The following is a 26,836-nucleotide window of genomic DNA, read 5'->3' as shown; positions in this document are numbered from 1 at the left end:
GGTAAGATAAGTCATCTAAGCCCTTAGCTGTCGCCAGTTAAGGGCTTTATTTTTACTGCGAGAGAATTGACTCTGGAGGAAAGGAATCGAATGTCGATTGTGATTATTTCTGGTGGCCCGGGTGCTGGAAAAACCACTTTGTTGAATGCGCTGGCAGAGCGTGGCTATGCCACCTATCCAGAAATACCTCGCCAATTGATTGAGCAAGAAAGCTTAAAACAGGATGGCATTTTGCCTTGGCATGATTTGCCCGCCTTTGCCGAACTCTGCTATGACGCCATGTTGGTGCAAAAACAGTCTGCGCAAAGTGCGTCGATGGCGTTTTTGGATCGCGCGATTCCCGATATTTGTGCGTACTTATTGGGCGCAGAGTTGGCGGTGCCTGCCAAATATTGGTCAGAGAGCTCGGGCTATCATCCACAAGTGTTGATGTGCCAACCCAGCGCAATCACTTATCAACAAGATGAAGTACGACCATACTCACTCGAAGAAGCCATGCACATTCATCACGGGTTAGTGAAGACTTACTCAGGGCTAGGTTATCAGTGTATTGATGTGCCAATGGCATCGATTGAGCAACGTGTAGCATTTGTGTTAACCGCCTTATCCGTGGCAGGATAACCGCAACCCACTGACAAGGATGAGCTATGAAATTGACTCACTCTTTTATTAAGCAGCAGGCTCGATTGGGGCTGAACTTTTTTCGTTACTTACTGGCACGGATGAACCATGACCGAGTCAATGTGAACGCCGGCTATCTGGCTTATATCACCTTACTGTCTATGGTACCCATGTTGACGGTCTTGCTGTCGATCCTCTCTTCCTTTGCTCTTTTTGCGAACGCTGGAGAAGTAATCCAAGATTTTGTGATCACCCATTTTGTGCCTGCGGCGGGCGAAGTGGTCAAAACCGCGTTAATCGAGTTTGTTGCCAATACGGGCAAGATGACTGCCGTAGGCGGCGCGTTTTTGTTTGTTGCCGCCATCATGCTGATTTCCAATATCGATAAAAATTTGAACTATATTTGGCGGGTTCAGCAGAAGCGTCGCGCGGTGTTTTCGTTTTCCATGTACTGGATGATTCTGACGCTGGGACCAATTTTAGTTGGAGCCAGTATTGCCGCGACTTCGTATATCACTTCGCTCAAGATTTTAGATAACGAAGCGCTTTCAGGAGTGTATAACCTGTTTTTACGCTGGTTGCCGTTTGTGCTCTCTTACTGTGCCTTCGTCGGTCTATATCTGCTGGTGCCGAATAAAAAAGTCCACTGGCAGCATGCAATGCTGGGGGCTTTGATTGCCGCTATCTTGTTTGAGCTAAGCAAAAAAGGCTTTGCCGCTTATATTACTCAGTTTCCTTCTTATCAGTTGATATACGGCGCTCTTGCTGCGATTCCCATCCTCTTTGTTTGGGTGTATTTATGTTGGTTAATTGTGTTGGTGGGTGCTGAGGTGACGGCTGCTTTGGGCGAGCGTGAACACTGGAGTGGCTCACAAGACATGCTACACTTTGCGCCATTACCAAAGAATGAAGTAGAGGAAAAACAGAGTGATAGCACTGATCCAACGAGTAAGTGAAGCCGCAGTACGGGTTGATGGTGAAGTGGTCGGCGCAATTGATAAGGGACTTTTAGTGCTACTCGGTGTCGAACGTGAAGATGATGAAGCGAAAGCCAAGCGATTGGTTGAGCGAGTGACCAGCTATCGAGTGTTTGAAGATAGCGAAGGTAAGATGAATCTGAGCGTGAAAGATGTGGGTGGCAGTGTGTTAGTGGTGTCGCAATTTACGCTGCCAGCTGACACCAAAAAAGGGACTCGTGCTGGATTTTCGCGCGGCGCTGCCCCACAAGAGGCTGAGCGGTTATATGATTATTTCTCTGACCTGTGTGCCCAGATTTTGCCAACCGAGCGCGGCCGTTTTGCGGCGGATATGAAAGTGTCACTGATCAATGATGGGCCAGTGACGTTTTGGCTACAGGCTTAATTTGCCTCGTGTTACCAAATGAATAACCAAGCGTGTCTTGCGTAAGGCAAGGCACCTGTTCAGGGATTGAGTATGTTCAAACTTATTACGCCGACCACGGATAATCAGCTCAATAAGTACTTCCATTTTCGTTGGCAAATGTTGCGCGAGCCGTGGCGGATGCCGATCGGTTCTGAGCGTGATGAATACGATTCGATGAGTCACCACCGGATGATTGTCGACAGCCGTGGCTATCCGATGGCGATTGGTCGTCTCTACATTACCCCCGATTGTGAAGGACAGATTCGCTATATGGCGGTGAAAGCCAATCGCCGCTCTAAAGGTATGGGGTCTTTGATTTTGGTCGCTTTGGAGTCCTTAGCGCGCCAAGAAGGCGCCAAGCGTTTAGTGTGTAATGCCCGTGAAGATGCGATTCCGTTTTATGCTAAAAATGGTTTTGAGCGTCGGGGGGAATTAACCGATGAACGTGGCCCGGTGCGCCATCAACAAATGGTGAAAACCCTCGACCCGATGGCCAATGTGCTGCGTAAGCCGGAGTGGTGTACGGAACTGCAAGATCGCTGGGGCAAGCATATTCCGATCAGCGATAAGATGGGGATCAAGATCCAGCAATACACGGGCTACCAATTCCAGTGCTGCGCGCAGCTTAATCCGAATCTCAACCCACATAACACTTTATTTGCTGGCTCAGCGTTTACTCTCGCAACCTTGACTGGTTGGGGAATGGCGTGGCTATTAATGCGCGAGCGCGATCTGCAGGGGGATATTGTGTTGGTGGATAGTCATATTCGTTATCGCCACCCTGTAGTGCAAAATCCGGTGGCATCGACGTCGCTTGATGGGATCAGTGGCGATTTAGATCGCTTAGAGTCAGGGCGCAAAGCACGTATTGTCGTACGGGTTATCATCTCCAGCGGAGAGGTTGAAGCGATTGAGTTTATCGGGACCTATATGCTGATCCCGAACTACAAAGCGTTGGTGGCGCAAAAATCGTCATAGCTTCACCGAGTTCATCGCTTACAGTGCAAGTTCGCAGCGCATTATGGCGCGCTGCGACAATCTTGACTGACTAATTCCGCTTGTTGGAAATCCCAGCTTAACCCTAAACACTGATCGGCCCACGCTTGTTGGATCGTCAATTGCCATTGGCCTTGCTCTGGCTCTAATAGGTCGGTACTTCCCCCTAACTGAGCGTTTAAATTTGGCCCTCTAAGCGGCGTTGGTGTGATGGTTATGCGTCCTCTGTCAGCGCTTACCGCGAGATCGTCTAGCTCGAAAGGCTGGATGATCAGCGTGTTATCACTGCGCAGTGAGAGTAAGCCTTGACGCAGATTCAGTTGTAGTTGGCCATCAAGCGAATGCGCCAGCATGGTGCGATCTCCCGCTATGCCTTGCGCGGTCAAGCTAATGTCGGCCAGCGCTTCCAAACCAAACGGCAGCTTGAACCAAGATTGTAGCGGACCTATCGGCAGAGAGTCGGCATCAAGAGAGAGTTGCCACGGGGCGCTGAGCGAGGTTAAGTCCCATTTTGCATGTGCTTCAACATAGCCTCGCTCAAGCGGCAGAAAGGCGCGGGTAAGCTGCCATACGCCTTGCTCACTGCGCATATTGAGCACACCTTGTGTACTCAGAACGCCTGCATAGCTGGCGCTGTTGGCGGTCACTGAGAGTTGGCCTTGCCAAAAGCCCCATTGACTCTCTTTCACCCATTGCAGATTTTTTCCATCGGCATTCAGCCCCGAGGCTTGCCAAAATGGCCGATTAACGGTTTGAATCATCTGTAGGTTATTGATATCCAAATGCTCAATTTGCAAGTTTTGCCAAGCGGGGAGCGGTTGGGAGAAAGGTAAGAGATCTTGCGGCTGTTCAGCAATCCATTTCACCCCAGTGATGGTTAATTGGGCAAGGTTGAGGCTCGTTTCCGTGATATGGCCTTTGACCTGTACATCGCCTTGCCAAACTTGGCTATGCCCATCAAGCTCTATGCCTTGCGGGGTAAGGGTCAGTTCAGCACTCGGTTCGACCCATTGCGTAGCAAGCCACTGCGCTGAATCCGCATTCAAGGAGAGGTAAGCTTGCTGCTGTTGCCAGAGATTGTGCCGCAAATCGTAGTCTTCCATAGAGAGATTGAGGTTCTCCCACACCACACCGTTGAGAGTGAGTTGGCTATTGAGCAGATCTAAACTGTTGATGTGATAAATACTGGGCGCAATTGTTTGCCACAACGAGTGGTGACGCCACTCATCGAGATTGAGGTTAAGACGACTGAGAGTCACATTGATCAGCGACCAGCCTTGTGGATACTGTTCCGCTTGTCCTGAAATGGGGCTATTGCGCCAGTTGAACGAAAACCCGTACACGGTACTGTCTTGGGCTTGGTAATTGGCATCAACCAGCACTTGGTTAAATGCTTCACCATCGATAGTGATTTGGTCGGCCGCGAGCTGAATTTTTCCGTACGGTAACGGCTGTTGTGGCGAGTCCCAAACTGGCTGCTTGATCTGTAAGCTGACGCCACGCGCGATAATCCCTTGGTCAGCCCAGTCAATATTGTGCAGCGCCAGTTGGTTGAGATGGACAGATTCCGGCAAGGTGAAATTGGGTAAACCGTGGGCGAGGTTGGCGCCATCAATTAATACGCTATCGATTTCGAGTTGTTGTTCAAGCAAGCCATAAGGATTCAGCCACAAATCCATTTGCTGTAATTCAATGGTGGGGTCGCTGGCGATTTGCACCCCGCTCAAGCGCAGTTTAAATGGATAAAGGTATTCGATTTTGGCAAAGCGCAGCGTTTCCGGCCACAACTGCTGCACAATCCATTGTGCGGAGGGCGTGAAGTAGCGAGTATGCATAATGCCAAATCCCGCTAAGACTAAAATCAGTAGTAGTGCGATGCCTGCGACACCAATCGCCAGTATTTTTCTCATAGTCCCTGCGTTGCCATCATCAAAATTTTGCCAGCACAGAAGATACGGAGTGGCTGGCAGCCTGAGTTGCTAAATTGTACCGTATTCTCATCCTCAGCTTGGAGTAAAGCATGAGAGACAGCAACAAAAAAAGCCCCTCGAAAGAGGGGCTTGCTACTCAGTTATCACTTTTCGGTCAATTTGCCTTTAGTCGAGCTTTGGACCCGCGGCGACCAGTGCTTTACCTTCGGCGTTATCTGTGTACTTGTCGAAGTTGTTGATGAAGCGCGTTGCCAAGTCTTTGGCTTTGCTTTCCCACTGCAGTGGATCAACATAAGTATCACGTGGGTCGAGAATCATAGGGTCCACATCGTGCAGTGCGGTGGGCACTTGCAGATTAAAGATTGGGATCTGTTTGGTTTCCGCTTTTTCGATCGAACCATCCAAAATCGCATCTATGATGGCGCGCGTATCTTTAATTGAGATGCGCTTACCGCTGCCGTTCCAACCTGTGTTAACCAGATAGGCTTCGGCGCCCGCAGCTTCCATACGTTTTACCAGCACTTCTGCATACTGAGTTGGGTGCAGAGTGAGGAACGCTGCGCCAAAACAGGCGGAGAAGGTTGGGGTAGGTTCAGTAATGCCACGCTCAGTACCCGCCAGTTTAGCCGTAAAGCCAGACAAGAAGTGGTACTTGGTTTGCTCAGGCGTCAGTTTTGAAACTGGAGGCAATACGCCAAACGCATCGGCAGACAGGAAGATCACCTTAGTCGCATGACCGCCTTTGGAAACTGGTTTTACGATGTTGTCGATGTGATAAATAGGGTAAGAAACACGGGTGTTCTCGGTTTTTGAACCATCATCAAAATCAATCGAACCATCACTACGAACCGTGACGTTTTCCAGTAGAGCATCACGGCGGATCGCGTTATAGATATCCGGCTCTGCTTCTTTAGACAGCTTGATGGTTTTCGCGTAGCAGCCGCCTTCAAAGTTGAACACGCCATCATCATCCCAGCCGTGCTCATCGTCACCAATTAACGCACGTTTTGGATCGGTGGATAGGGTGGTTTTACCCGTACCAGAAAGACCGAAGAAGATGGCGACATCGCCCGCTTTACCCATGTTGGCAGAGCAGTGCATAGAGGCAATGCCTTGTAGCGGCAGGAAGTAGTTCATCATCGCGAACATACCTTTTTTCATCTCACCGCCGTACCAAGTACCGCCGATGAGCTGCATGCGCTCGGTCAGGTTAAACACAGTGAAGTTTTCTGAGTTCAGACCGTGCTCTTTCCACTTCGCATTGGTACATTTTGCGCCGTTCATTACGACAAAGTCTGGTTTAAAGTGTGCCAGCTCTTCTTCGCTTGGACGAATGAACATGTTTTTCACAAAGTGTGCTTGCCATGCTACTTCGGTGATGAAGCGAACACTTAAGCGAGTATCGGCGTTGGCACCACAGTAGCCATCGAGCACAAATACGCGTTTACCAGAAAGCTGCTTGGTCACCAAGGCTTTCAGGTCATTCCACACTTCTTGATTGATCGGTTTGTTGTCGTTTTTCGCTTTGTCTGACGTCCACCACAGCGTATCGCGAGTGGTATCATCTTTAACGATAAACTTATCTTTTGGTGAGCGGCCAGTGAAGATGCCAGTATCAACCGCAACAGCACCCAATTCAGTCACCACACCACGTTCATAACCTTCGAGATCTGAACGGGTTTCTTCGGCAAATAACATTTCATAGCTCGGGTTACGAACCAGTTCAGTTACGCCGGTGATCCCATATTGGGCTAGGTCGATTTGTGCAGCCTTAGTATGTTCCATAACGGTCATAGGTGCTCCTTGTAGGATTTTGTAGGGATTTTGTAAGAATTTATGTAATTGTTATCTATAGACCATGCTAGCAACGGACCAGAGATAAAACAGGGAGGCAGCTCAAATATTGCCCACCAAGTTTCTGTGGTTTTAGGTAACTCGTCACATATATTGGCATCGATATTTTATCGCGTGCGCAAACCTTTGCGCCAGTAGCACAAGATTAATACTTTACAGAAATTAAGTACGGCGTACTGTTGTTAGGTTCTTTGATTTTATTGATTTTTTAGCATGAAAAAGCCAGCGATAAGCTGGCTTTTGGGCGGTTTTTACGTGCTTGTTAAACGTAGCGAATTAATGCAAGGTTGAACCGTTCGCCGATGAGGGAGCATACAATTCAGCGACTTGCGCTGAGTCAAACGAGTAGGTCGTACCGCAATAATCACAATGCAGAGCGACGGCACCATCTTGAGCAAGAATATCGTTAATCTCTTCACGTGCGACGGTCACAATCGCGGCAGCACTGCGTTCACGTGAGCAGCCACAACGGAAGCTGATCTGTTGTGGTGTGAACAGTTGCACTGTCTCTTGGTTGTAAAGACGATACAGCAACTCTTCTGCTGGCAGCGCAAAAAGCTCTTCATCCTTGATGGTGTTAGTTAATTGTTCTAGATGCTCGAAATCTTCAGCTGAACCTTTACCATCGGGTACGATTTGCAGCAGCATGCCTGCGGCACAAGCTTTCCCATCGTGTTTGCCAACACGGATCCATAAACGGGTCTTAAGCTGCTCCGAACGTTCAAAGTAACCTTCCAGCACTTGTGCTAAGGTGTCGCCTTCCAAACCGACCACACCTTGATAGCGCTCGCCTTGCTTAGGTTCAATGGTGATGACCAGATGACCTTTGCCAAGCATGTCATGTAGGCTTGCATCATCCGCAATATCGCCTTTCCAGCGAGCCACGCCACGCACTTGTTGGTTGTTATCGCCGTTGATGACCACGAGAGAGACTGGTCCATTACCTTGCAGTTGCAGGGTGATTGAGCCTTCAAACTTCAGCGTCGCTGTGAGCAGTGAGGTGGCGACCAGTAGTTCACCGATGAGGTGTTGTACGGCGGCAGGGTATTCCTGACTGGAAATCATCTGTTGGTAAGTGTCGTCCAGTTGAACCAACTCACCACGTACAGAAAGGTCTTTAAATAGATAGCGATGTAGCATGTTGTTCGCCATTGATTGTGTCGTCATAAGGAATAATCCGGCTATTTACTGATGGATGAATTTGAGTAGATCTCGGCGCTGTTTCTTGTCAGGACGTCGATCCGGACTCGGGTTGAGTTGGCGCATCATGGCATTGCGTTCACGTTTGGTGATGCTTTCGGCCGTTTCGCGATAGAGCTGTTGTGCTTCAGGTGCCCCACGGCGTTGGTCTGAGATCTTTTCGATAATGACCGTTTTCTCATCATGACCTTGACGCAATGTGATTTGTGCTCCAATTTCAACCGATTTGCTCGGTTTGGCGCGCTGGCCATTATAGTGGACTTTGCCCCCTTCGACCATATTTCGCGCGAGCGAGCGTGTTTTGTAAAATCTGGCTGCCCACAGCCATTTATCCAGTCTCACCTCTTCTGCGCTGGAACTCATTGCCACATTGCCTCTCTAAGCTTATTACATTTGACTATTATTCATGCTTAACAATGGTGTTTGCAGGGCTGTTTTTCAAGCAAGTCGACAATTTAACGTTTGAGACACTTCGCTCCACTATGCTTGTGTTATATTGCGATGCCTGCATAAAGTATTGAAAAACATCTGTACAAACAGATTTGCGCAACTTGAAGCGTAAAAAGTACAGAAAGGAATAACGTGGAAATTTATGGAATTTAAACAACTTCCTCCGTTGGCAGCGTGGCCGCGTTTATTGAGCCAGAATACGCTGCGGTGGCAAAAGCCGATCAGCGAAGGATTAACGCTACTGTTATTAGTTGCTTCGGCGTGGACGCTGGGCAAGATGGTGTGGGTCGTCTCGGCTGAACAAACACCAGTGCCGACTTGGAGCCCCACGTTATCAGGGCTTAAGGCCGAACGTCAGCCACTCGATATCAGCGTATTGCAAAAAGGTGAGCTGTTTGGTGTGTTTACTGAGCCGAAAGAAGCTCCGGTTGTGGAGCAACCTGTGGTGGTGGATGCTCCGAAAACGCGCTTGAGCCTTGTGCTGTCTGGTGTGGTGGCGAGTAATGATGCGCAAAAAAGTTTGGCTGTTATCGCCAATCGTGGTGTGCAAGCGACGTATGGCATTAATGAAGTGATTGAAGGGACTCAGGCCAAGCTAAAAGCCGTGATGCCGGATCGGGTCATCATCAGCAACTCCGGGCGTGATGAAACCTTGATGCTTGAAGGGTTAGACTACACCGCGCCTGCGACGGCTTCGGTATCCAACCCGCCGCGTCCACGACCCAATCAACCTAATGCTGTGCCGCAGTTTGAGGATAAAGTGGATGCAATTCGTGAAGCAATCGCACGAAATCCGCAGGAAATTTTTCAATATGTGCGCCTATCTCAGGTAAAACGCGATGACAAAGTACTCGGCTATCGCGTCAGTCCTGGGAAAGATCCGGCACTGTTTGAATCAATAGGTTTACAAGATGGCGATATGGCCGTGGCACTGAATGGCCTAGATCTGACCGATCCTAATGTAATGAACACGCTATTTCAGTCGATGAATGAGATGACTGAAATGAGTCTGACCGTTGAGCGTGATGGTCAACAACATGATGTATATATTCAATTTTAACGCTAAGGCGAGTAACGACGCCTTAGTGAGGCAAGGGAGTTCCCAGTGAAATATTGGCTGAAAAAAAGTTCATGGCTGTTGGCGGGCAGTTTGCTGTCTACCCCTCTAGCGATGGCAAACGAGTTTAGCGCCAGCTTTAAAGGCACCGACATTCAAGAATTTATCAATATTGTGGGACGCAATCTTGAGAAAACCATCATTGTCGACCCTTCGGTACGTGGCAAAGTCGATGTGCGCAGTTTTGATACCTTAAACGAAGAGCAATATTACAGTTTCTTCCTCAGTGTGCTCGAAGTGTACGGTTTCGCTGTCGTTGAAATGGATAATGGCGTACTGAAAGTCATCAAATCGAAAGATGCAAAGACCTCTGCCATTCCGGTGTTGAGTGGTGAAGAGCGCGCCAATGGCGATGAAGTCATTACCCAAGTGGTCGCGGTGAAAAACGTTTCCGTACGCGAGTTGTCCCCTTTGCTGCGCCAACTGATTGATAACGCAGGGGCGGGGAACGTAGTGCACTACGATCCGGCGAACATCATTTTGATCACGGGGCGAGCTGCGGTAGTGAACCGTTTAGCGGAAATTATTCGTCGCGTTGACCAAGCCGGTGACAAAGAGATTGAAGTGGTTGAGCTTAATAATGCATCGGCTGCTGAAATGGTGCGGATTGTTGAAGCGCTCAACAAAACGACAGACGCGCAAAACACCCCTGAATTCTTAAAGCCCAAGTTTGTGGCAGACGAGCGTACCAACTCGATTTTGATTTCTGGTGATCCGAAAGTGCGCGAGCGCCTCAAGCGTCTGATCAAGCAGTTGGATGTCGAGATGGCGGCCAAAGGCAATAACCGCGTGGTGTATTTGAAATACGCTAAAGCTGAAGATCTGGTCGAAGTACTGAAAGGGGTGTCTGAGAACCTGCAAGCGGAAAAAGGCACCGGACAGCCGACCACTTCAAAACGTAATGAAGTGATGATTGCCGCGCACGCTGACACCAACTCGTTAGTGCTTACTGCGCCGCAAGACATTATGAATGCGATGCTGGAAGTGATTGGACAGCTAGATATTCGCCGCGCGCAAGTATTGATTGAAGCGCTGATTGTCGAAATGGCAGAGGGTGATGGGATCAACCTTGGTGTGCAGTGGGGCTCGCTGGAAAGTGGTTCAGTCATCCAATATGGCAACACTGGTGCGTCGATTGGCAATGTGATGATCGGCCTTGAAGAAGCCAAAGACACCACGGAGAAAAAACCGATCCGTAATAGTGAAACGGGTGAGATCAAATACTACGAAGAGACCACAACCAAAGGCGATTACTCCAAGTTGGCATCAGCCCTGTCTGGTTTGCAAGGTGCTGCAGTTAGTATCGCGATGGGCGACTGGACGGCTTTAATCAACGCGGTCTCTAATGATTCCAGCTCGAATATTTTGTCATCACCCAGCATTACGGTGATGGATAACGGTGAAGCCTCCTTTATCGTGGGTGAAGAAGTGCCGGTTATCACGGGTTCTTCTGCTGGTTCCAATAACGACAACCCATTCCAAACCGTGGATCGTAAAGAAGTCGGTATCAAGCTTAAAGTGGTGCCGCAGATCAACGAAGGCAACTCAGTCCAGCTCAAGATTGAGCAAGAAGTCTCAAACGTGTTGGGCGCCAATGGAGCGGTAGACGTGCGTTTTGCGAAGCGTCAGCTCAACACTTCTGTGATGGTGCAAGATGGGCAGATGTTGGTGCTCGGCGGTTTGATTGATGAGCGAGCTCTCGAGAGTGAGTCCAAAGTCCCGCTCTTGGGGGATATTCCTCTGCTGGGTCAACTGTTCCGCTCAACCAGCTCGCAAGTGGAAAAGAAAAACCTGATGGTGTTTATCAAGCCGACCATTATTCGTGATGGCATGACGGCCGATGGCATCACCCAACGTAAATACAACTACATCCGCGCCGAGCAACTGTTCCGCGCCGAAAAAGGTTTACGTCTGCTGGATGATGCTAGCGTGCCTGTGTTGCCGAAATTTGGCGATGACCGCCGCCATTCACCTGAAATTCAAGCCTTTATTGAGCAGATGGAAGCCAAGCAATGACCGAAATGGTGATCTCTCCAGCTGAGCGACAGTCGATTCGTCGTCTGCCCTTTAGCTTCGCCAATCGCTTTAAGTTGGTGCTGGATTGGAATGAGGATTTCTCCCAAGCCAGCATTTATTACTTAGCGCCGTTGTCGATGGAGGCGCTCGTCGAAACCAAGCGGGTGGTCAAGCACGCTTTCCAACTGATTGAGCTCTCTCAAGCGGAGTTTGAAAGCAAGCTAACCCAAGTCTATCAGCGTGATTCTTCAGAAGCGCGTCAATTGATGGAAGACATTGGTGCCGACAGTGATGACTTCTTCTCACTGGCGGAAGAGCTGCCTCAAAACGAAGATTTGCTAGAAAGTGAAGATGATGCGCCGATCATCAAACTGATCAACGCCATGTTGGGCGAAGCGATCAAAGAAGGCGCGTCAGATATTCACATTGAAACTTTTGAAAAAACACTGTCGATCCGTTTTCGAGTCGATGGCGTGCTGCGCGAAGTACTGGCACCCAGCCGTAAACTCTCATCGCTGCTCGTTTCACGGGTCAAAGTGATGGCCAAGCTCGACATTGCCGAAAAACGAGTGCCACAAGATGGCCGTATTTCGCTGCGTATCGGTGGCCGCGCGGTCGATGTGCGGGTTTCAACCATGCCTTCATCACATGGTGAGCGAGTGGTAATGCGTTTGCTGGATAAAAACGCGACGCGCCTTGATCTGCACAGTTTGGGTATGACGGCGCATAACCATGATAACTTCCGCCGTTTGATTAAGCGGCCGCATGGGATCATTCTGGTGACTGGCCCAACCGGTTCGGGTAAATCGACCACCTTGTACGCGGGTTTGCAAGAGCTCAACAGCAGCGAGCGCAACATTTTAACCGTAGAAGATCCGATCGAATTTGATATTGATGGTATCGGTCAGACCCAAGTCAACCCGAGGGTAGACATGACCTTCGCGCGGGGGCTACGCGCTATTTTGCGTCAAGACCCCGATGTGGTGATGGTGGGGGAAATTCGTGATTTGGAAACGGCGCAAATTGCAGTGCAAGCCTCGCTGACCGGTCACTTAGTGATGTCGACTCTGCACACCAACACGGCCGTTGGGGCGGTGACTCGGCTGCGCGATATGGGCATCGAGCCTTTTTTGATCTCCTCTTCACTGCTCGGTGTTCTGGCTCAGCGCTTGGTGCGCACCTTATGCCCAGATTGCAAAGAGCCTTACGAGGCGGACAAAGAGCAGCGCAAACTGTTTGATAGCAAGAAAAAAGAACCGCTGATCCTTTATCGCGCCACGGGCTGCCCTAAATGTAACCACAAAGGTTACCGTGGCCGAACCGGTATCCACGAGCTGCTGCTGGTGGATGATGCGTTGCAGGAGCTGATCCATAGCGAGGCGGGCGAACAGGCGATGGAGAAACACATTCGCGCGACCACGCCGAGCATTCGTGATGATGGTCTAGATAAGGTGCGCCAAGGCATTACTTCGCTAGAAGAAGTGATGCGGGTGACTAAGGAGTCCTAATGGCCGCGTTTGAATACAAAGCGCTGGATGCCAAGGGACGCCATAAAAAAGGCGTGATTGAGGGCGATAATGCACGTCAGGTACGTCAGCGTCTGAAAGAACAAGGCCTAGTACCGATGGAAGTGGTGGAGACTCAAGTCAAAGCCGCGCGCAGTCGCAGCCAAGGTTTTGCCTTTAAGCGTGGGATCAGTACGCCGGATCTGGCGCTGATCACTCGCCAATTGGCGACTTTAGTTCAATCCGGTATGCCACTAGAAGAGTGTTTACGCGCGGTTGCCGAGCAGTCGGAAAAAACGCGGATTCGCACCATGTTGGTGGCGGTGCGCGCTAAAGTGACCGAAGGTTATACCCTCTCTGATAGTCTTGGCGATTATCCGCACGTGTTTGATGAGCTGTTTCGCTCTATGGTTGCGGCGGGCGAAAAGTCTGGCCACCTCGATTCCGTTCTGGAACGTTTAGCGGATTACGCCGAAAACCGCCAGAAAATGCGCTCTAAACTGCAACAGGCCATGATTTACCCTGTGGTGCTGGTGGTATTTGCAGTCGGTATCGTGGCGTTTTTGTTGGCAGCGGTAGTACCGAAAATCGTGGGTCAGTTTGTGCAAATGGGGCAAGCATTGCCAGCATCGACTCAGTTTTTGCTTGATGCCAGCGATTTCCTGCAACATTGGGGGATTTCGCTGCTGGTCGGTCTCTTGATGCTGATTTATCTGGTGCGCTGGTTGCTGACCAAGCCAGATATTCGTTTGCGTTGGGATCGCCGAGTGATTTCCTTGCCTGTGATTGGCAAGATTGCACGCGGTCTGAATACTGCGCGCTTTGCGCGTACGCTGTCGATCTGTACCTCTAGTGCAATCCCGATTCTGGATGGTATGCGCGTTGCGGTGGATGTGATGACCAATCAGTTTGTGAAACAGCAAGTGTTGGCTGCGGCCGAAAACGTACGCGAAGGCTCTAGCCTGCGCAAAGCGCTAGAGCAGACCAAGCTCTTTCCTCCCATGATGTTGCACATGATTGCCAGTGGCGAGCAAAGTGGTGAGCTAGAAGGCATGTTGACGCGTGCTGCGGATAACCAAGACAACAGTTTTGAATCAACAGTCAACATCGCGCTTGGTATTTTTACCCCGGCCTTGATTGCCTTGATGGCGGGGATGGTGCTGTTTATTGTGATGGCGACCCTGATGCCGATTTTGGAAATGAATAACTTAATGAGTCGTTAAGTCGTCACGCGCGGCGAAAACGACATAGTGTGGAGTAACTATGAAAAAAATGCGTAAACAAACGGGCTTTACCCTGCTCGAAGTAATGGTGGTTGTGGTGATTTTAGGCATTCTGGCCAGCTTTGTTGTCCCCAACCTCTTAGGTAACAAAGAGAAAGCGGATCAACAGAAAGCGGTGACCGATATCGTTGCGCTGGAAAATGCGTTGGATATGTACAAGCTCGACAACAGCGTTTACCCGACGACTGATCAAGGTTTGGAAGCCTTAGTGACTAAGCCAACCAATCCAGAGCCGCGTAACTATCGCGAAGGCGGTTACATCAAGCGTCTGCCTAAAGATCCTTGGGGTAACGACTACCAATACTTGAGCCCTGGCGATAAAGGCACGATTGATGTGTTCACCTTAGGTGCGGACGGTCAAGAAGGTGGCGAAGGTACCGGTGCCGATATCGGTAACTGGAATATCCAAGATTTTCAATAAGTTTGGCTAATTAGCGGTAACAGACGAAACCTTATGACAGCGACACGCGGTTTTACTTTGTTGGAAATTTTGCTGGTGCTGGTGCTGGTTTCGGTCAGTGCGGTGGCGGTCATCGCCACCTTTCCGGTTTCCGTCAAAGATGAAGCCAAAATCAGTGCGCAGAGTTTTTATCAGCGTCTGTTGCTGCTCAATGAGGAAGCGATTCTCAGCGGGCAAGATTTTGGCGTGCGGATCGATGTCGATACGCGCCGTCTCACTTTTTTGCAACTCACCGCCGACAAAGGCTGGCAAAAGTGGCAAAACGACAAGATGACCAACCAAACCACCCTTAAAGAAGGGTTACAGCTCGACTTTGAACTCGGTGGTGGCGCTTGGCAAAAAGACGATCGTCTGTTTAATCCCGGTTCTCTGTTTGATGAAGAGATGTTTGCCGATGAGAAAAAAGAGCAAAAACAGGAACCGGCTCCGCAACTGTTTGTGCTTTCGAGTGGCGAAGTGACCCCATTTACGCTGAGCATTTTCCCTAAAGGGCAGGAGCCCGATGAGCAGTGGCGAGTGACCGCGCAAGAAAATGGGACTCTGCGTCTACTGGCTCCGGGAGAAAGTGATGAAGAGTAAACGCGGTTTTACTTTGCTTGAAGTGCTGGTCGCGCTGGCAATTTTTGCTACCGCGGCGATCAGTGTGATCCGCTCGGTCAGTCAACACATCAATACGGTCAATTATCTTGAAGAGAAGATGTTTGCGGCCATGGTCGTGGATAACCAAATGGCGCAAGTGATGCTCAATCCGCAATCTTTAGCGGCGCGTGAGGGCAGTGAGCAGATGGCCGGACGGACTTGGTACTGGAAGCTGAGTCCTGTCAAAACCGCCGACAATCTGCTCAAAGCCTTTGATGTCAGTGTCGCCACAGAAAAAGGCGCGACCCCAGTCGTGACGGTGCGTAGCTATGTGGCGAACTAACCAAGTATCCTCTCGCCAGAATATGGCGGGCTTTACTTTGATTGAAGTGTTGGTGGCGATTGCGATTTTCGCGAGCTTGAGTGTGGGCGCGTATCAGGTGCTCAATCAAGTCCAACGCAGCAATGAAATTTCCGCCGAGCGCACTGCGCGTTTGGCTGAATTGCAACGCGCCATGGTGATCATGGATGCCGATTTTCGGCAGATGGCTCTGCGCCAATTTCGTACCGATGGCGAAGCGCCGAGCGAGCAAATCCTACAATGGAAAGAATCGCTGCTCGATTCGGATCAGCACGGTTTGTTGTTTGTACGCTTGGGTTGGCATAACCCACAGCAACAATTTCCACGCGGCGAAGTGGCGAAAGTCGGTTACCGCCTGTTTGAAAACCGCTTAGAGCGGGTCTGGTGGCGCTATCCAGATACTCCAGCGGGGCAGCAAGGGCTGATCTCTCCGTTGTTAACTGGGGTGGAAGATTGGGCAGTACAGTTTTATTTGCAAGGTGAATGGAGTAAGGAGTGGGTGCCCACTAACGCCTTGCCTGAAGCCGTGAAAGTGACCTTGCGCCTAAAAGATTACGGTGAGATTGAGCGGATATACCTTACGGGGGGCGGCTCACTCAATATGACGCAAGAGAGTGTTGAAAATGCGGGCTAAACAGCGCGGCGTGGCGTTAATTGTGATTCTGCTCCTATTGGCGGTGATGGTCTCGATTGCTGCGACCATGGCCGAACGTCTGTTTAGTCAGTTTCAGCGTGCCACGCATCAGCTCAACTATCAACAGGCTTATTGGTACAGTCTTGGCGTCGAAGCGCTAGCGAAAAAAGGCATTGAGCAGAGCTACCAAGACAGTGAAACCATCAATTTGAGTCAGCCTTGGGCTTTGAAAGAGCAAACCTATCCGCTCGATTACGGACAGGTGCGCGGCAAAATCCGCGATATGCAAGCTTGCTTTAATCTCAATGCACTCGCGGGGGTAAAGCTCAAGCCAGACAGCGTGAAAAAACCGTATTTGCTGACGGTGCTGCAAGCGCTGCTTGAAGGGCTAGAAGTGGAGAGTTATCAAGCGGAAGTGATTGCCGATTCGACGTTAGAGTTTATTGATAAAGATGACTCTGTACGCACCGCTTATGGGGTGGAAGACAGTTACTATGAATCGATGACCCCAGCCTATATGGCGGCGGATACTTGGTTGGCCGATGCGAGCGAGTGGCGCGCGGTACAACAGGTGGGGGGAGAAACGATGAATAAAGCCTTACCTTATGTGTGTGCGTTGCCAACCGATCAATGGCGCTTGAATGTGAACACCTTACCCGCTGAGCAAGCGACACTGCTGGCGGCCATGTTTAGCCCAACATTGAGTCCGGAAAGCGCGAAAACCTTGCTCGAAGGGCGACCTTTTGATGGCTGGGCAAGTGTGGATGATTTTCTGGCCCAATCGGCACTCACCGGAGTGGATAACGCGGTGCGTGAGGAAGCGAAGAAATACCTCAGTGTAGATAGCCATTATTTTGAATTAGATGCACAGGTGCTGGTCGATACGTCTCGCGTGCGGATCCGCAGCCTGTTTTACAGTAACGATAAGAAAACTGCGACGGTGATACGCCGCCGCTTTGGAGGGATCAGTGAGCGAGTTTCTGACCGTTCGACTGAGTAGTCAAAAAGAGGCCGATATCCCTTGGCTGGTTTGGTCTGCCGATCAGCAAGAAGTGATTGCCAGCGGCCAAGTGGCTGGTTGGGAAGCCTTGCATGAAATTGAGTCTTATGCCGATCAGCGCAGCGTAGTGGTATTACTGGCGGCGAGTGATTTGATTTTAACGTCAGTGGAGATCCCGCCCGGCGCTTCTCGTCAGCTTGAAAATATGCTGCCGTATTTGTTAGAAGATGAAATCGCCCAAGATGTGGAAGATGTGCACTTTTGTGTGCTGAGTAAAGGACGAGAAACGGCGGATGTGGTCGGTGTCGATCGTCTTTGGCTGCGTGCTTGCCTAGATCATCTCAAAGCGTGCGGTTTTGACGTGAAGCGCGTATTGCCTGATGTGCTGGCAATTCCTCGCCCAGAGCACGGTTTAGCCGCCCTGCAATTGGGTGATGAGTGGTTAGTGCGTAAAAGCACTACGCAAGGGATAGCAGTGGACGCGCAGTGGTTAAGCTTACTGGCCGCTTCCGATTGGGTGCAGAATGAGAGTGAGTATTTGCCTTTACAAGCGCTCACGCCACTTCCTGAACTGAGCTTGGCCGAAACCCAAGTGTGGCGTTATGAGCCGAGCGGTTTAGTCATGCAACTGCTGACTCAGGAGGCCTTAACTAGCAAGTTCAACTTGCTGACGGGGAGTTTTAAACTCAAGTCTTCTTGGTTGCGGTATTGGCAAATATGGCGCAAAGTGGCGATCGCCGCTGGGCTATTTGTCGCGGTATCCATCAGTTATTCGCTGTTTCAGGCGCATCAATACGAAGCACAAGCGGACGCTTACCGCGCGGAAAGTGAGCGGATTTTCCGCAGCATCTTCCCTGATAAACAGAAAATCCCGACCGTGACTTATTTGAAAAGACAGATGAGTGATGAGATGGCGCGTTTATCTGGCGGTGCCAGTGTGGGCAGCGTTTTGAAGTGGCTAAGCCCGTTGCCTGAGGCTTTGAAAGGGGTCAATCTACAACTGCAAAGCATCAAATTTGACAGTAACCGCAGTGAGATTCGCCTAGAAGCGACCAGTCGTGATTTCCAAAGTTTTGAACAAGCTCGCACTCAGCTTGAGCAGTATTTTGCTGTTGAACAGGGGCAGCTCAATAAAAATGGTGAGCAAGTGTTTGGCGTGTTTGTGGTGAAGCCCAAGTAAGGAGAAATGATGAAAGAATTATTGGCTCCTGTGCAGGCTTGGTGGCGAAGTGTCACCCCTCGTGAGCAAAAGATGGTAATGGGCATGGGCGCGCTGACGGTACTCGCTATCGCTTATTGGGGCATATGGCAGCCTTTGAGTGAGCGTACCGCCCAAGCTCAAGCACGATTACAAACCGAAAAACAGCTACTGAGTTGGGTGAGTGAAAACGCCAACGACATCGTAACGCTCCGTGCGCAAGGGGGCAGTGATGCGCCAAGCGATCAACCACTCAATCAGGTGATCACTAACTCGACGCGTCAGTTCAATATTGAGCTGATCCGCGTGCAGCCGCGCGGCGAAATGATGCAGGTCTGGATCCAACCGCTCCCGTTTTCGCAATTGGTCTCATGGATTGCGTATTTGCAAGAGCGCCAAGGGGTGAGCGTGGATGCGATTGATATTGACCGTGGTAAAGTGAACGGCGTTGTGGAAGTCAAACGTCTGCAACTGAAGCATGGAGGCTGATATGAAGCGTGCTGTTGGCTATGGTCTGTTATTTTCCACAGTGTTAATGACCAGCGTTGTCGTGCATTTGCCTGCCCAAGTGGCGCTTAGCCCGCTACCGCTGCCTGAAGGTTTAGAGCTCACCGGCATAGAGGGCACTCTGTGGCAAGGTCAAGCCGCGCAAGTTCGTTGGCAAGGCATGAGCCTAGGCGATCTCAACTGGGATCTCCACCTCTCGGCGTTACTGTTGGGGCAGTTGGAGGCGGATATCCGCTTTGGCCGCGGCAGCAGCACACAACTAAGAGGGAAAGGTGTTGTGGGGATCGGTTTGAGTGGTCCCTATGCCGATGATTTTTTACTCTCCTTACCAGCTGCGCAAGCCATTACTTGGCTACCGTTACCCGTACCACTGATGGCGCAAGGGCAGTTGGAGATGGCTGTCAAACAGTACCGCTTTGGTGAGCCTTACTGCCAGCAAGCCGAAGGCAGCTTAGCTTGGTCAGCCGCGCAGCTAGAATCGCCGCTTGGTGCGCTGCAGCTTGGTACTGTCGTGTCGGATTTTACCTGCCAAGAGAGCGTTGTGACCCTGAAAGGTGGCCAAAAAACCGCGCAGGTGAGCAGTGAATTTAACCTCAGTTTACAGCCGGACAATCGCTATCAAGCACAAGCGTGGTTTAAACCAGAAGCGGAATTTCCTGAGAGTTTAAAGGAGCAGTTGAGCTGGCTACCGCAGCCTGATGGGCAAGGTCGCTATCCGTTCAATCAACAAGGTCAGCTCTAGGATGTGTTATCCCATTCATTTCACGCCCAACTGGGCGTGAAATTTTATCGGCTAGTCTTTGATTTTTAAGATCTCATTCCAAGGTAAATCCGCATCACCGAGCACGATGAAGTTCGGGTTTTCCAAGGTTTCTCGCTCATTGTAAGAGAGGGGGGATAATTGAGTGCTCAGAATGCGCCCACCCGCTTCTTCGACAATGCACTGGGTTGCGGCGGTATCCCATTCGCCAGTTGGACCAAGGCGCAGATAGCAATCTACTGCACCTTCTGCCACTAAGCAGGCTTTCAGTGCTGCAGAGCCCAGTGGCACCAAGTCATAATTCCAAGCACTGCTTAAACGGCGCGTGATTTTGTTGATGTCTTGGCGACGGCTGATAGCAATCGCGATCGAGCTGCTCGGCAGCTCATGTTTGTGTGTCTGAATTTTGAGGCTCTGCGCCATGTCGGGGATCTTCCACGCCCCTTTGCCTGCGTAAGCGTAGTAAGTCACGCCAGAAACGGGGCCATACACCACCCCCATCACCGGATGGTTATTTTCCACGAGCGCAATGATGGTCGCGAAGTCGCCGCTACGTGCGATGAACTCTTGAGTGCCATCCAGCGGATCCACCAGCCAATAGCGTTGCCATGTTTCGCGAGTGGCAAGGTCGATATTGGCCTCTTCTTCTGAGAGGATCGGAATATCAGGGGTCAGCTCGCGCAACTGCTCACAGAGAAACTTATGCGCAGCTAAATCGGCGCTGGTGACGGGCGTTGAATCACTTTTGGTGAAGGCTTCATAAGATTTATTTTGATAGATATCGAGGATGAGTTGCCCTGCCGCTCGCGCGATGTTAATGACATCCGGCAGTAGGTGCGAGAGATCCTGTGGTGTAGACATAGTGACTCCGAAGGCGCGTGACTCACGCCTGAAGAAAACGCAGAGCCAACAGCAAGGCTGTGATGCTGCGCGCTTCACAAAAATCGAGATGGGTCAGCAGATCTTCTGCTTGTGCTAAAGGCCAGCGAATGATCTCCAACGGCTCTGGCTCATCCCCCTCTAACTGTTCTGAGTATAGATCCTGAGCAACAAAAAGAACCATTTTGCTCGAGAAGTAAGAAGGAGCGAGCACCACCTCTTTGAGTGGGGTTAACTGGCGCGCGCCAAAACCAATTTCTTCTTTTAATTCACGACTGGCCGCTTGCTCGGCGGTTTCACCATGATCGACCAAGCCTTTTGGAAAGCCTAATTCGTAACGCTCCGTTCCGGCGGCGTATTCGCGCACGAGGAGTAGATCTCCTTGGGCTGTGATCGGCACCATCATCACCGCATGACGACCGCTCGGCTTCATGCGTTCATAGGTTCTTTGTTCACCGTTTGAGAAACGCAGATCCAAAGCTTCAATAGTAAACAGACGCGATTTGGCGACCGTTTCACGATCCAGAATTTCTGGTAAAGATTTGGATGACATACGCAGACTCCTGAGCAAAAAAAGTTTTCTTAATATATGAGAAATAATCGCAGTTTGAAACGCTCAATATGCAGACACCAATAAAAAAGCTGATGTGAATACATCAGCTTCGAATTGGAGTGATAGGCAGGCTGAACGCTTAGTAGTAAGAGTGCTCACCACGATCGTGCTCGGTGGAGTCACGTACCGCAGTCAGTTCACCAGCAAATTGAGCCAGCAGCTCTTTCTCAATGCCTTCTTTTAGTGTCACATCGACCATAGAGCAGCCGTTACAGCCACCGCCAAATTGCACCAGAGCCACACCATCATCCGAAATGCTGATCAGACGAACGTGGCCACCATGGCCGGCCAATTGAGGGTTGACTTGGGTTTGCAGGGCGTATTCTACGCGCTCCATCAGCGAGGCATCGTCAGAAACTTTGCGCATTTTCGCGTTAGGGGCTTTCAGGGTCAGTTGTGAACCCATTTTGTCGGTGACAAAGTCTATCACCGCTTCTTCCAAAAAGGGCAAGCTAAGTTCATCAACATAGGCAGAAAAGCCACTGAAAGGGTATTCCGTATCAGTCGCTTCTACGGCTTCCGGTGGGCAGTAAGATACGCCACACTCGGCATTTTGGGTGCCTGGGTTAACCACAAACACACGAATATTGGTGCCTTCAGGCTGCTGAGCCAGCAGCTTAGCGAAGTGAGATTGGGCAGATTCAGTAATAGTAATTGGATTTGACACGACGAATACCTGAGTAAAAGAATAGGTTATTGCTCACCATTCTACTCCTGAGTTAGCGATGATCCAGCCCTTTTGCGTTAAAAAACGTCAACCGTGGCTATCTTTCGGTTCGGGAGTGCGGCATATGCAGTAAATATCAATGCTTTGCACACCGACATCAAGCAGTAAATCGCATAAATGTCGGATCGTACAGCCTGTGGTCACCACATCGTCCACAATCGCAACATGTGGTTGGTTTGGCGGATGATTCAGCACAAACGCATCACGTAGGTTGTGGATTCGCTGCGCCTTGCTGAGTCCTTGTTGATGCGGTGTGGCTCGGCGGCGTGCAAAGAGTTGGTGGTCATATTCAATGTTCAGCACATTGGCTAACTCGCGCGCCAGCAGATCGCTTTGATTAAAGCCGCGTAGCCAACGTCGCCGCCAATGCAGCGGTACACTGCACAGCAACGGGGCTGGCTCGTTAATCTGGGTGGCGAGTAGCTTAGCCAAGCGCGGCGCTTGCCAAAACTGGCGTTGGTATTTGAGTTGATGCACCGCATCACTGAGTGGGAAGCGGTAATCGCCGACACACATCAGTTTTCGCCACGGCGGAGGCTGACCCAAACACTGCCCGCACTGATCAACAGAGGTAAGAGTCGGTAAACCGCAGCGTGCGCAGCGATAACCGTGCTCAAGCCAAGCTTGGCAGGCAGAGCAGACGCCAAACGGCGAATTTGTATCGAGCGCCAGTCGGCAGAGATGACATTCCGGAGTCAGCAGTGGTGCGGTAGTTTTTCTGAGCCAATGGGTTAACATAGCGAGCCAAGAATCGGGGTAATGTGCTTCATCTTGCCAATTGGTAGAGTGGATGAAGATGGAAATAGACGGAGAAACTGTGACCATGGCGTTGTATTGGCAAGTCAGTGGACAAGGGCAAGATCTGGTATTGGTACACGGCTGGGGCATGAATGGTGCGGTGTGGCAGCAAACCGCACAAGCATTGAGCGCCCATTTTCGAGTGCATGTGGTGGACTTACCCGGTTATGGTCATAGTACCGAGCAACATGCCGCAAGCTTGGAAGAGATCGCTCAAGCCTTGTTAGAGCATGCACCGCGCAACGCCATTTGGGTCGGCTGGTCGCTGGGCGGCTTAGTCGCCACGCACATGGCGCTGCACCATTCAGACTATGTCAGCAAATTGGTCACGGTCGCTTCCTCACCCAAATTTGCGGCGCAGGGCAGCTGGCGTGGCATTCAACCGGATGTGCTGACCGCGTTTACCGATCAGTTGGTGGCCGATTTTCAGGTGACCATTGAGCGTTTTATGGCGCTGCAAGCCATGGGTAGCCCAAGTGCACGCCAAGATGTGAAAGTGCTTAAACAGGCTGTGCTGTCGCGCCCTATGCCTAATCCCAAATCATTGCTTGCAGGGCTGACGATGCTCGCCGAAGTCGATTTGCGTGATGATCTGCAACACATCAGCGTGCCTATGCTGCGTTTGTATGGTCGGTTGGATGGGTTAGTCCCCGCGAAAGTCGCCCGTGATTTGAACCATTTAGCGCCTTACAGTGAAGCGTTCATGTTTGACCAATCTTCCCATGCGCCCTTTATGACGGAGGCGGAGGCGTTTTGTCAGCAGCTTATCGAGTTTGCGACTCGTTAGATCCCCCCTTCCTACTTTAAGCTGTCACTCCAAGTCGTTTGGGGGAGTGTGAATTTTGTCGCGCTGACCAAAATTTGACTCAATCATTTTCGGAACAGGTCGATAAATAGACTAACCCGGAGTGAAAGCCGAGGGTGGGCGAAGCTGAGGAGGTTTCGGCTATGCTAGTGTCACCGACCAATGTCAGTGTGCCGCTGATCGCCCCATCAGTGAACGTGCAAACGGAGCAGGCCGCACGCGACAATCGTGTTCGCGAGCCAGTGACGCCAACCGTACAACTGGCCAAATCGAACGCTGAACGTAAGATCAAAGAGGATGATAAGCGTCGCAAGCAACCATCGTGGGATCCAGCAGAACACCCACGTTATGATATCGGCGGCGAAGCGGAGGCGCAGACCTCCCATCACGATGAACCGAAAAGTGAGCTTGAGCGATTGTTTGATCTGCTCGCACTCGCTTCGTACAGCCAAGAGCAAGGCAAAGGTTATGCGATGCGTTTTCGCTTACCTAAGCACATCATTGATGCGGCGATAACAGAAGGCAAAATGGCGCGCCGGCGTGTCGTGATCAAATACTATTATGGTCACGCAGTGGCACCCAACACACCTTCAGAGGTGATTGCAGTTTTGTAGGTGAGTTATCTCGCGCAATAAAAATCCCCACTTCGGTGGGGATTTTTTTATGCGACCTAACGGCTACGTCATTAGGAAATGCGTTTATCGTTGGCTATTTCTTCGCTTTAGCGAAAGCGGCAGCAAACGCACCGCCCATCGCGCCACCCAGTGGATTACCTTGCGGTTCATCACGGCGCGGCGCGCGGCGCTCTTGCCCTACGCGTGGTGCAGCGCTGCGTTGGCTACGGTTATCTTGTCCCGGCTCATCGTTTAAGCGCATCGAAAGAGCGATACGCTTACGCTGCACATCCACTTCCATCACTTTGACTTTGACTATGTCACCGGCTTTAACCACTTCACGCGGATCTGAGATAAAGCGATCGGTCAGCGCAGAAATATGCACTAAGCCATCTTGATGGACGCCGATATCCACGAACGCGCCAAAGTTGGCGACGTTAGAGACCACGCCTTCCAACACCATGCCCACTTCCAGATCTGACACCTCATGGATGCCTTCAGCAAAGGTCGCGGTTTTGAATTCCGGACGCGGGTCACGCCCCGGTTTATCTAGCTCCTTGATGATGTCGGTCACGGTGGGTACACCAAAGTTTTCATCGGTGTAATCGACCGCGCGAAGAGTGCGCAGGAACTCTGTATTGCCAATCAGCGCTTTCAGATCTTTGCTGTTCTTCTCAGCGATAGTTTTCACCACCGGATACGCTTCTGGGTGCACCGCTGAAGCGTCGAGCGGGTTTTTGCCATCCATAATGCGCAGGAAGCCAGCACACTGTTCGAACGCTTTAGGCCCCAAGCGTGGCACTTTTTTGAGGGCACTACGCGACTCAAAACGACCGTTTTCATCACGATAATCCACAATGTTTTGCGCGAGTGCCGCAGACAAGCCCGCAACACGAGTCAGTAGCGCTGCCGAGGCGGTATTCACATCCACACCTACGGCGTTTACACAGTCCTCAACAATCGCATCCAGACGTTTCGCGAGCAGGGTTTGGCTCACATCGTGTTGATACTGGCCAACCCCGATTGATTTCGGGTCGATCTTCACCAGCTCTGCTAGCGGGTCTTGCAGACGACGCGCGATAGAGACTGCGCCGCGCAGTGACACATCCAGATTCGGGAACTCTTTCGCCGCCAGTTCTGAAGCCGAATAGACCGATGCTCCCGCTTCGCTGACCATGATCTTTTGTACTTTGAGGTTGCCGCGCTTGATTAAATCCGCAGCAAAAGCATCGGTTTCACGCGACGCCGTACCGTTACCAATCGCAATCAGATCCACGTTGAACTTTTTCACCAGCAGAGCGATGGACTGCATAGCTCGATCGTACTGATGCTGTGGTGCGTGTGGGTAAATGGTGTCGGTTGCCAGCACTTTACCGGTTGCGTCAACCACAGCGACTTTACAGCCGGTGCGCAGACCCGGATCTAGGCCCAATGTCGCGCGAGGACCTGCCGGTGCTGCCATCAGTAGATCTTTTAAGTTGGTGGCGAAGACTTCAATCGCTTCGATTTCCGCGCGCTCTTTCATCGCACTCATCAGTTCGGTTTCCATGTGCATGGAGATTTTGATTTTCCATGCCCAGCAGATCACCTGCTTACGCCACGCATCGGCCGTCGCTTGGCTCAAATGAATACCGTAATGTTCGGCAATCAGAGTTTCGCAGTAGGATTGGCGCGCACTCTCTTCCAATTCAGGGTCGGCATTCAACGTCAGGGTTAAGAAGCCCTCATTACGGCCACGCAGCATCGCCAATGCGCGATGTGAAGGCGCTTTGCTGATCGGCTCGCGGTGATCAAAATAATCTTTAAATTTCTCGCCCGCTTGCTCTTTGCCTTCGACCACGCGCGACACAATTTCCGCGTTGCGATTGAGGTGCTGACGGATTTTTTCCAGTAGGTTGGCATCTTCCGCGATGCGCTCCATCACGATAGCGCGTGCGCCATCCAGTGCGGCTTTGCTGTCAGCGACCCCTTTCTCGGCATTAATGTATTTTGCCGCTTCGCTTTCCGGGTCAGTGTTAGGCTGCGTCCACAGCGTATCAGCCAGTGGCTCAAGACCCGCTTCAATCGCGATTTGGCCTTTGGTGCGGCGTTTAGGTTTGTAAGGCAGATAGAGATCTTCAAGGCGGTTTTTGCTGTCGGCACTTAAAATCGCCTGCTCCAGCTCAGGGGTGAGTTTGCCTTGTTCTTGAATCGATTTGAGGATGGTTTGGCGACGGTCATCCATCTCACGCAGATAGGCAAGACGGCTATCTAAGTTGCGCAGTTGGGTATCATCCAATCCACCAGTCACCTCTTTACGGTAACGGGCGATAAAAGGAACGGTATTGCCATCGTCGATCAGGGTGACGGCAGCGATAACTTGCTCAGGGCGAACATTCAGTTCTTGAGCAATCTGGTGGCAGATAGCTTTGCTCATCCGTGGTGGTCTCTTTTTGACATTTTCGGTTTATATGGGGGCAGTTACGCCTGACTCCAGCTCAAAGCTCGAATGGACGAGGAGTTTGAGTCATGGATCACGCTCTGCCCTCATCCCCTTCCTACTTGG

Annotated in this window: 27 protein-coding genes; 18 read left to right on the top strand and 9 right to left on the bottom strand. The window is 50.9% G+C overall.

Annotated features, from left to right (window positions below; genetic code table 11):
- The first annotated feature begins 90 nt into the window (after window positions 1-90).
- The 4 genes from GOU96_RS09490 to GOU96_RS09475 all read left to right on the top strand — a co-directional run bounded on the left by GOU96_RS09490 (window position 91) and on the right by GOU96_RS09475 (window position 2,982).
- Window positions 91-621 carry an AAA family ATPase gene (locus GOU96_RS09490; protein WP_001958980.1) on the top strand — a complete coding sequence of 177 codons (531 nt, stop codon included), beginning with the start codon at window positions 91-93 and terminating at the stop codon, window positions 619-621.
- 26 nt (window positions 622-647) lie between these two features.
- Window positions 648-1,577 (top strand): virulence factor BrkB family protein, encoded by a 930-nt coding sequence (locus GOU96_RS09485; RefSeq protein WP_000778670.1) that lies wholly within the window; start codon window positions 648-650, stop codon window positions 1,575-1,577.
- A complete protein-coding gene (gene dtd, locus GOU96_RS09480) occupies window positions 1,549-1,983 on the top strand; it encodes a D-aminoacyl-tRNA deacylase (protein ID WP_000560961.1) in 435 nt (144 codons plus the stop codon). Before GOU96_RS09485 ends, dtd begins: the two co-directional genes overlap by 29 nt.
- Window positions 1,984-2,055: 72 nt before the next feature.
- A complete protein-coding gene (locus GOU96_RS09475; protein ID WP_000475471.1) occupies window positions 2,056-2,982 on the top strand; it encodes a bifunctional GNAT family N-acetyltransferase/hotdog fold thioesterase in 927 nt (308 codons plus the stop codon).
- Between the two features lie 41 nt (window positions 2,983-3,023).
- Here the strand turns inward: GOU96_RS09475 and GOU96_RS09470 are convergent, their stop codons facing one another.
- The 4 genes from GOU96_RS09470 to hslR all read right to left on the bottom strand — a co-directional run bounded on the left by GOU96_RS09470 (window position 3,024) and on the right by hslR (window position 8,348).
- Window positions 3,024-4,910 carry an AsmA family protein gene (locus GOU96_RS09470; RefSeq protein ID WP_174500080.1) on the bottom strand — a complete coding sequence of 629 codons (1,887 nt, stop codon included), beginning with the start codon at window positions 4,908-4,910 and terminating at the stop codon, window positions 3,024-3,026.
- A gap of 186 nt (window positions 4,911-5,096) precedes the next feature.
- Complete coding sequence (gene pckA / locus GOU96_RS09465) at window positions 5,097-6,725, bottom strand: phosphoenolpyruvate carboxykinase (ATP) (protein ID WP_000217612.1); 1,629 nt, start codon at window positions 6,723-6,725, stop codon at window positions 5,097-5,099.
- A gap of 336 nt (window positions 6,726-7,061) precedes the next feature.
- Window positions 7,062-7,937 carry an Hsp33 family molecular chaperone HslO gene (gene hslO / locus GOU96_RS09460; RefSeq protein ID WP_001911276.1) on the bottom strand — a complete coding sequence of 292 codons (876 nt, stop codon included), beginning with the start codon at window positions 7,935-7,937 and terminating at the stop codon, window positions 7,062-7,064.
- Between the two features lie 33 nt (window positions 7,938-7,970).
- Window positions 7,971-8,348 (bottom strand): ribosome-associated heat shock protein Hsp15, encoded by a 378-nt coding sequence (gene hslR, locus GOU96_RS09455; protein ID WP_000098851.1) that lies wholly within the window; start codon window positions 8,346-8,348, stop codon window positions 7,971-7,973.
- A gap of 229 nt (window positions 8,349-8,577) precedes the next feature.
- Between hslR and gspC the strand changes: the two genes are divergently transcribed.
- The 12 genes from gspC to GOU96_RS09395 are packed head-to-tail and all read left to right on the top strand — an operon-like array spanning window position 8,578 to window position 19,837.
- Complete coding sequence (gene gspC / locus GOU96_RS09450) at window positions 8,578-9,495, top strand: type II secretion system protein GspC (protein ID WP_000394675.1); 918 nt, start codon at window positions 8,578-8,580, stop codon at window positions 9,493-9,495.
- Window positions 9,496-9,540: 45 nt separating this feature from the next.
- A complete protein-coding gene (gspD, locus tag GOU96_RS09445) occupies window positions 9,541-11,568 on the top strand; it encodes a type II secretion system secretin GspD (RefSeq protein ID WP_113629230.1) in 2,028 nt (675 codons plus the stop codon).
- Window positions 11,565-13,076, top strand: coding sequence for a type II secretion system ATPase GspE (gene gspE, locus GOU96_RS09440; protein WP_000138174.1), 1,512 nt, complete (start codon window positions 11,565-11,567; stop codon window positions 13,074-13,076). Before gspD ends, gspE begins: the two co-directional genes overlap by 4 nt.
- The gene (gspF, locus tag GOU96_RS09435; protein WP_267781592.1) at window positions 13,076-14,296 is read left to right on the top strand and encodes a type II secretion system inner membrane protein GspF; all 1,221 of its coding nucleotides are present in this window, start codon (window positions 13,076-13,078) and stop codon (window positions 14,294-14,296) included. Before gspE ends, gspF begins: the two co-directional genes overlap by 1 nt.
- A 40-nt stretch (window positions 14,297-14,336) precedes the next feature.
- Entirely contained in the window at window positions 14,337-14,777 is a 441-nt protein-coding gene (gspG, locus tag GOU96_RS09430) for a type II secretion system major pseudopilin GspG (protein ID WP_000738789.1), read from the top strand.
- Window positions 14,778-14,810: 33 nt separating this feature from the next.
- Window positions 14,811-15,395 (top strand): type II secretion system minor pseudopilin GspH, encoded by a 585-nt coding sequence (gene gspH / locus GOU96_RS09425; protein ID WP_000127545.1) that lies wholly within the window; start codon window positions 14,811-14,813, stop codon window positions 15,393-15,395.
- The gene (gene gspI, locus GOU96_RS09420; RefSeq protein WP_000837699.1) at window positions 15,385-15,738 is read left to right on the top strand and encodes a type II secretion system minor pseudopilin GspI; all 354 of its coding nucleotides are present in this window, start codon (window positions 15,385-15,387) and stop codon (window positions 15,736-15,738) included. The genes gspH and gspI overlap by 11 nt, the downstream gene beginning before the upstream one ends.
- Entirely contained in the window at window positions 15,725-16,390 is a 666-nt protein-coding gene (gene gspJ / locus GOU96_RS09415) for a type II secretion system minor pseudopilin GspJ (protein WP_000269343.1), read from the top strand. Before gspI ends, gspJ begins: the two co-directional genes overlap by 14 nt.
- Window positions 16,380-17,390 carry a type II secretion system minor pseudopilin GspK gene (gene gspK, locus GOU96_RS09410; RefSeq protein WP_258503375.1) on the top strand — a complete coding sequence of 337 codons (1,011 nt, stop codon included), beginning with the start codon at window positions 16,380-16,382 and terminating at the stop codon, window positions 17,388-17,390. The genes gspJ and gspK overlap by 11 nt, the downstream gene beginning before the upstream one ends.
- Window positions 17,359-18,570 carry a type II secretion system protein GspL gene (gene gspL, locus GOU96_RS09405; RefSeq protein WP_258503377.1) on the top strand — a complete coding sequence of 404 codons (1,212 nt, stop codon included), beginning with the start codon at window positions 17,359-17,361 and terminating at the stop codon, window positions 18,568-18,570. The genes gspK and gspL overlap by 32 nt, the downstream gene beginning before the upstream one ends.
- Window positions 18,571-18,579: 9 nt before the next feature.
- The gene (locus GOU96_RS09400; protein ID WP_170921598.1) at window positions 18,580-19,077 is read left to right on the top strand and encodes a type II secretion system protein M; all 498 of its coding nucleotides are present in this window, start codon (window positions 18,580-18,582) and stop codon (window positions 19,075-19,077) included.
- A 1-nt stretch (window position 19,078) separates the two neighbouring features.
- Window positions 19,079-19,837, top strand: a complete 759-nt coding sequence (locus GOU96_RS09395) for a type II secretion system protein N (protein ID WP_002044745.1) — start codon at window positions 19,079-19,081, stop codon at window positions 19,835-19,837.
- Between the two features lie 51 nt (window positions 19,838-19,888).
- Here GOU96_RS09395 and cysQ read toward each other — a convergent pair whose 3' ends face one another.
- The 4 genes from cysQ to GOU96_RS09375 all read right to left on the bottom strand — a co-directional run bounded on the left by cysQ (window position 19,889) and on the right by GOU96_RS09375 (window position 22,962).
- Window positions 19,889-20,716 (bottom strand): 3'(2'),5'-bisphosphate nucleotidase CysQ, encoded by an 828-nt coding sequence (cysQ, locus tag GOU96_RS09390; protein ID WP_000106799.1) that lies wholly within the window; start codon window positions 20,714-20,716, stop codon window positions 19,889-19,891.
- A gap of 22 nt (window positions 20,717-20,738) precedes the next feature.
- Entirely contained in the window at window positions 20,739-21,287 is a 549-nt protein-coding gene (gene nudE, locus GOU96_RS09385) for an ADP compounds hydrolase NudE (RefSeq protein ID WP_142629687.1), read from the bottom strand.
- Window positions 21,288-21,426: 139 nt separating this feature from the next.
- Window positions 21,427-22,014: a Fe-S biogenesis protein NfuA gene (gene nfuA / locus GOU96_RS09380; RefSeq protein ID WP_000070178.1), complete on the bottom strand. Its 588-nt coding sequence runs from the start codon at window positions 22,012-22,014 to the stop codon at window positions 21,427-21,429.
- A gap of 87 nt (window positions 22,015-22,101) precedes the next feature.
- On the bottom strand, window positions 22,102-22,962 hold the full coding sequence (locus tag GOU96_RS09375; RefSeq protein WP_114812316.1) for a ComF family protein: 861 nt from the start codon (window positions 22,960-22,962) through the stop codon (window positions 22,102-22,104).
- Between GOU96_RS09375 and bioH the strand changes: the two genes are divergently transcribed.
- Window positions 22,898-23,659, top strand: coding sequence for a pimeloyl-ACP methyl ester esterase BioH (gene bioH / locus GOU96_RS09370; RefSeq protein WP_043992586.1), 762 nt, complete (start codon window positions 22,898-22,900; stop codon window positions 23,657-23,659). The two genes, GOU96_RS09375 and bioH, sit on opposite strands and share 65 nt — an antisense overlap.
- Window positions 23,660-23,820: 161 nt before the next feature.
- The gene (locus tag GOU96_RS09365; protein ID WP_000961393.1) at window positions 23,821-24,291 is read left to right on the top strand and encodes a hypothetical protein; all 471 of its coding nucleotides are present in this window, start codon (window positions 23,821-23,823) and stop codon (window positions 24,289-24,291) included.
- 94 nt (window positions 24,292-24,385) lie between these two features.
- On the opposite strand, the gene GOU96_RS09360 is transcribed toward GOU96_RS09365, so the two are convergent.
- Window positions 24,386-26,707, bottom strand: coding sequence for a Tex family protein (locus GOU96_RS09360; protein WP_142629686.1), 2,322 nt, complete (start codon window positions 26,705-26,707; stop codon window positions 24,386-24,388).
- Window positions 26,708-26,836 lie beyond the last annotated feature (129 nt).

It is taken from the genome of Vibrio sp. R-1 (assembly GCF_035615595.1).
GTDB classification, from domain to species: domain Bacteria; phylum Pseudomonadota; class Gammaproteobacteria; order Enterobacterales; family Vibrionaceae; genus Vibrio; species Vibrio cholerae.
Note: the sequence above shows the minus strand (reverse complement) of the source record. Positions and strands in the feature narration are given on the sequence as shown.

Bases quoted from the DNA above. Each gene is read 5' to 3' on its own strand.
- GOU96_RS09490 (WP_001958980.1), top strand. From the start codon at position 91: ATGTCGATTGTGATTATTTCTGGTGGCCCGGGTGCTGGAAAAACCACT.
- GOU96_RS09485 (WP_000778670.1), top strand. From the start codon at position 648: ATGAAATTGACTCACTCTTTTATTAAGCAGCAGGCTCGATTGGGGCTG.
- GOU96_RS09475 (WP_000475471.1), top strand. From the start codon at position 2,056: ATGTTCAAACTTATTACGCCGACCACGGATAATCAGCTCAATAAGTAC.
- GOU96_RS09470 (WP_174500080.1), bottom strand. From the start codon at position 4,910: ATGAGAAAAATACTGGCGATTGGTGTCGCAGGCATCGCACTACTACTG.
- pckA (WP_000217612.1), bottom strand. From the start codon at position 6,725: ATGACCGTTATGGAACATACTAAGGCTGCACAAATCGACCTAGCCCAA.
- hslO (WP_001911276.1), bottom strand. From the start codon at position 7,937: ATGGCGAACAACATGCTACATCGCTATCTATTTAAAGACCTTTCTGTA.
- hslR (WP_000098851.1), bottom strand. From the start codon at position 8,348: ATGAGTTCCAGCGCAGAAGAGGTGAGACTGGATAAATGGCTGTGGGCA.
- gspC (WP_000394675.1), top strand. From the start codon at position 8,578: ATGGAATTTAAACAACTTCCTCCGTTGGCAGCGTGGCCGCGTTTATTG.
- gspE (WP_000138174.1), top strand. From the start codon at position 11,565: ATGACCGAAATGGTGATCTCTCCAGCTGAGCGACAGTCGATTCGTCGT.
- gspF (WP_267781592.1), top strand. From the start codon at position 13,076: ATGGCCGCGTTTGAATACAAAGCGCTGGATGCCAAGGGACGCCATAAA.
- gspG (WP_000738789.1), top strand. From the start codon at position 14,337: ATGAAAAAAATGCGTAAACAAACGGGCTTTACCCTGCTCGAAGTAATG.
- gspH (WP_000127545.1), top strand. From the start codon at position 14,811: ATGACAGCGACACGCGGTTTTACTTTGTTGGAAATTTTGCTGGTGCTG.
- gspI (WP_000837699.1), top strand. From the start codon at position 15,385: ATGAAGAGTAAACGCGGTTTTACTTTGCTTGAAGTGCTGGTCGCGCTG.
- gspJ (WP_000269343.1), top strand. From the start codon at position 15,725: ATGTGGCGAACTAACCAAGTATCCTCTCGCCAGAATATGGCGGGCTTT.
- gspK (WP_258503375.1), top strand. From the start codon at position 16,380: ATGCGGGCTAAACAGCGCGGCGTGGCGTTAATTGTGATTCTGCTCCTA.
- GOU96_RS09400 (WP_170921598.1), top strand. From the start codon at position 18,580: ATGAAAGAATTATTGGCTCCTGTGCAGGCTTGGTGGCGAAGTGTCACC.
- GOU96_RS09395 (WP_002044745.1), top strand. From the start codon at position 19,079: ATGAAGCGTGCTGTTGGCTATGGTCTGTTATTTTCCACAGTGTTAATG.
- cysQ (WP_000106799.1), bottom strand. From the start codon at position 20,716: ATGTCTACACCACAGGATCTCTCGCACCTACTGCCGGATGTCATTAAC.
- nudE (WP_142629687.1), bottom strand. From the start codon at position 21,287: ATGTCATCCAAATCTTTACCAGAAATTCTGGATCGTGAAACGGTCGCC.
- bioH (WP_043992586.1), top strand. From the start codon at position 22,898: ATGGCGTTGTATTGGCAAGTCAGTGGACAAGGGCAAGATCTGGTATTG.
- GOU96_RS09375 (WP_114812316.1), bottom strand. From the start codon at position 22,962: ATGCCCCAGCCGTGTACCAATACCAGATCTTGCCCTTGTCCACTGACT.
- GOU96_RS09365 (WP_000961393.1), top strand. From the start codon at position 23,821: ATGCTAGTGTCACCGACCAATGTCAGTGTGCCGCTGATCGCCCCATCA.
- GOU96_RS09360 (WP_142629686.1), bottom strand. From the start codon at position 26,707: ATGAGCAAAGCTATCTGCCACCAGATTGCTCAAGAACTGAATGTTCGC.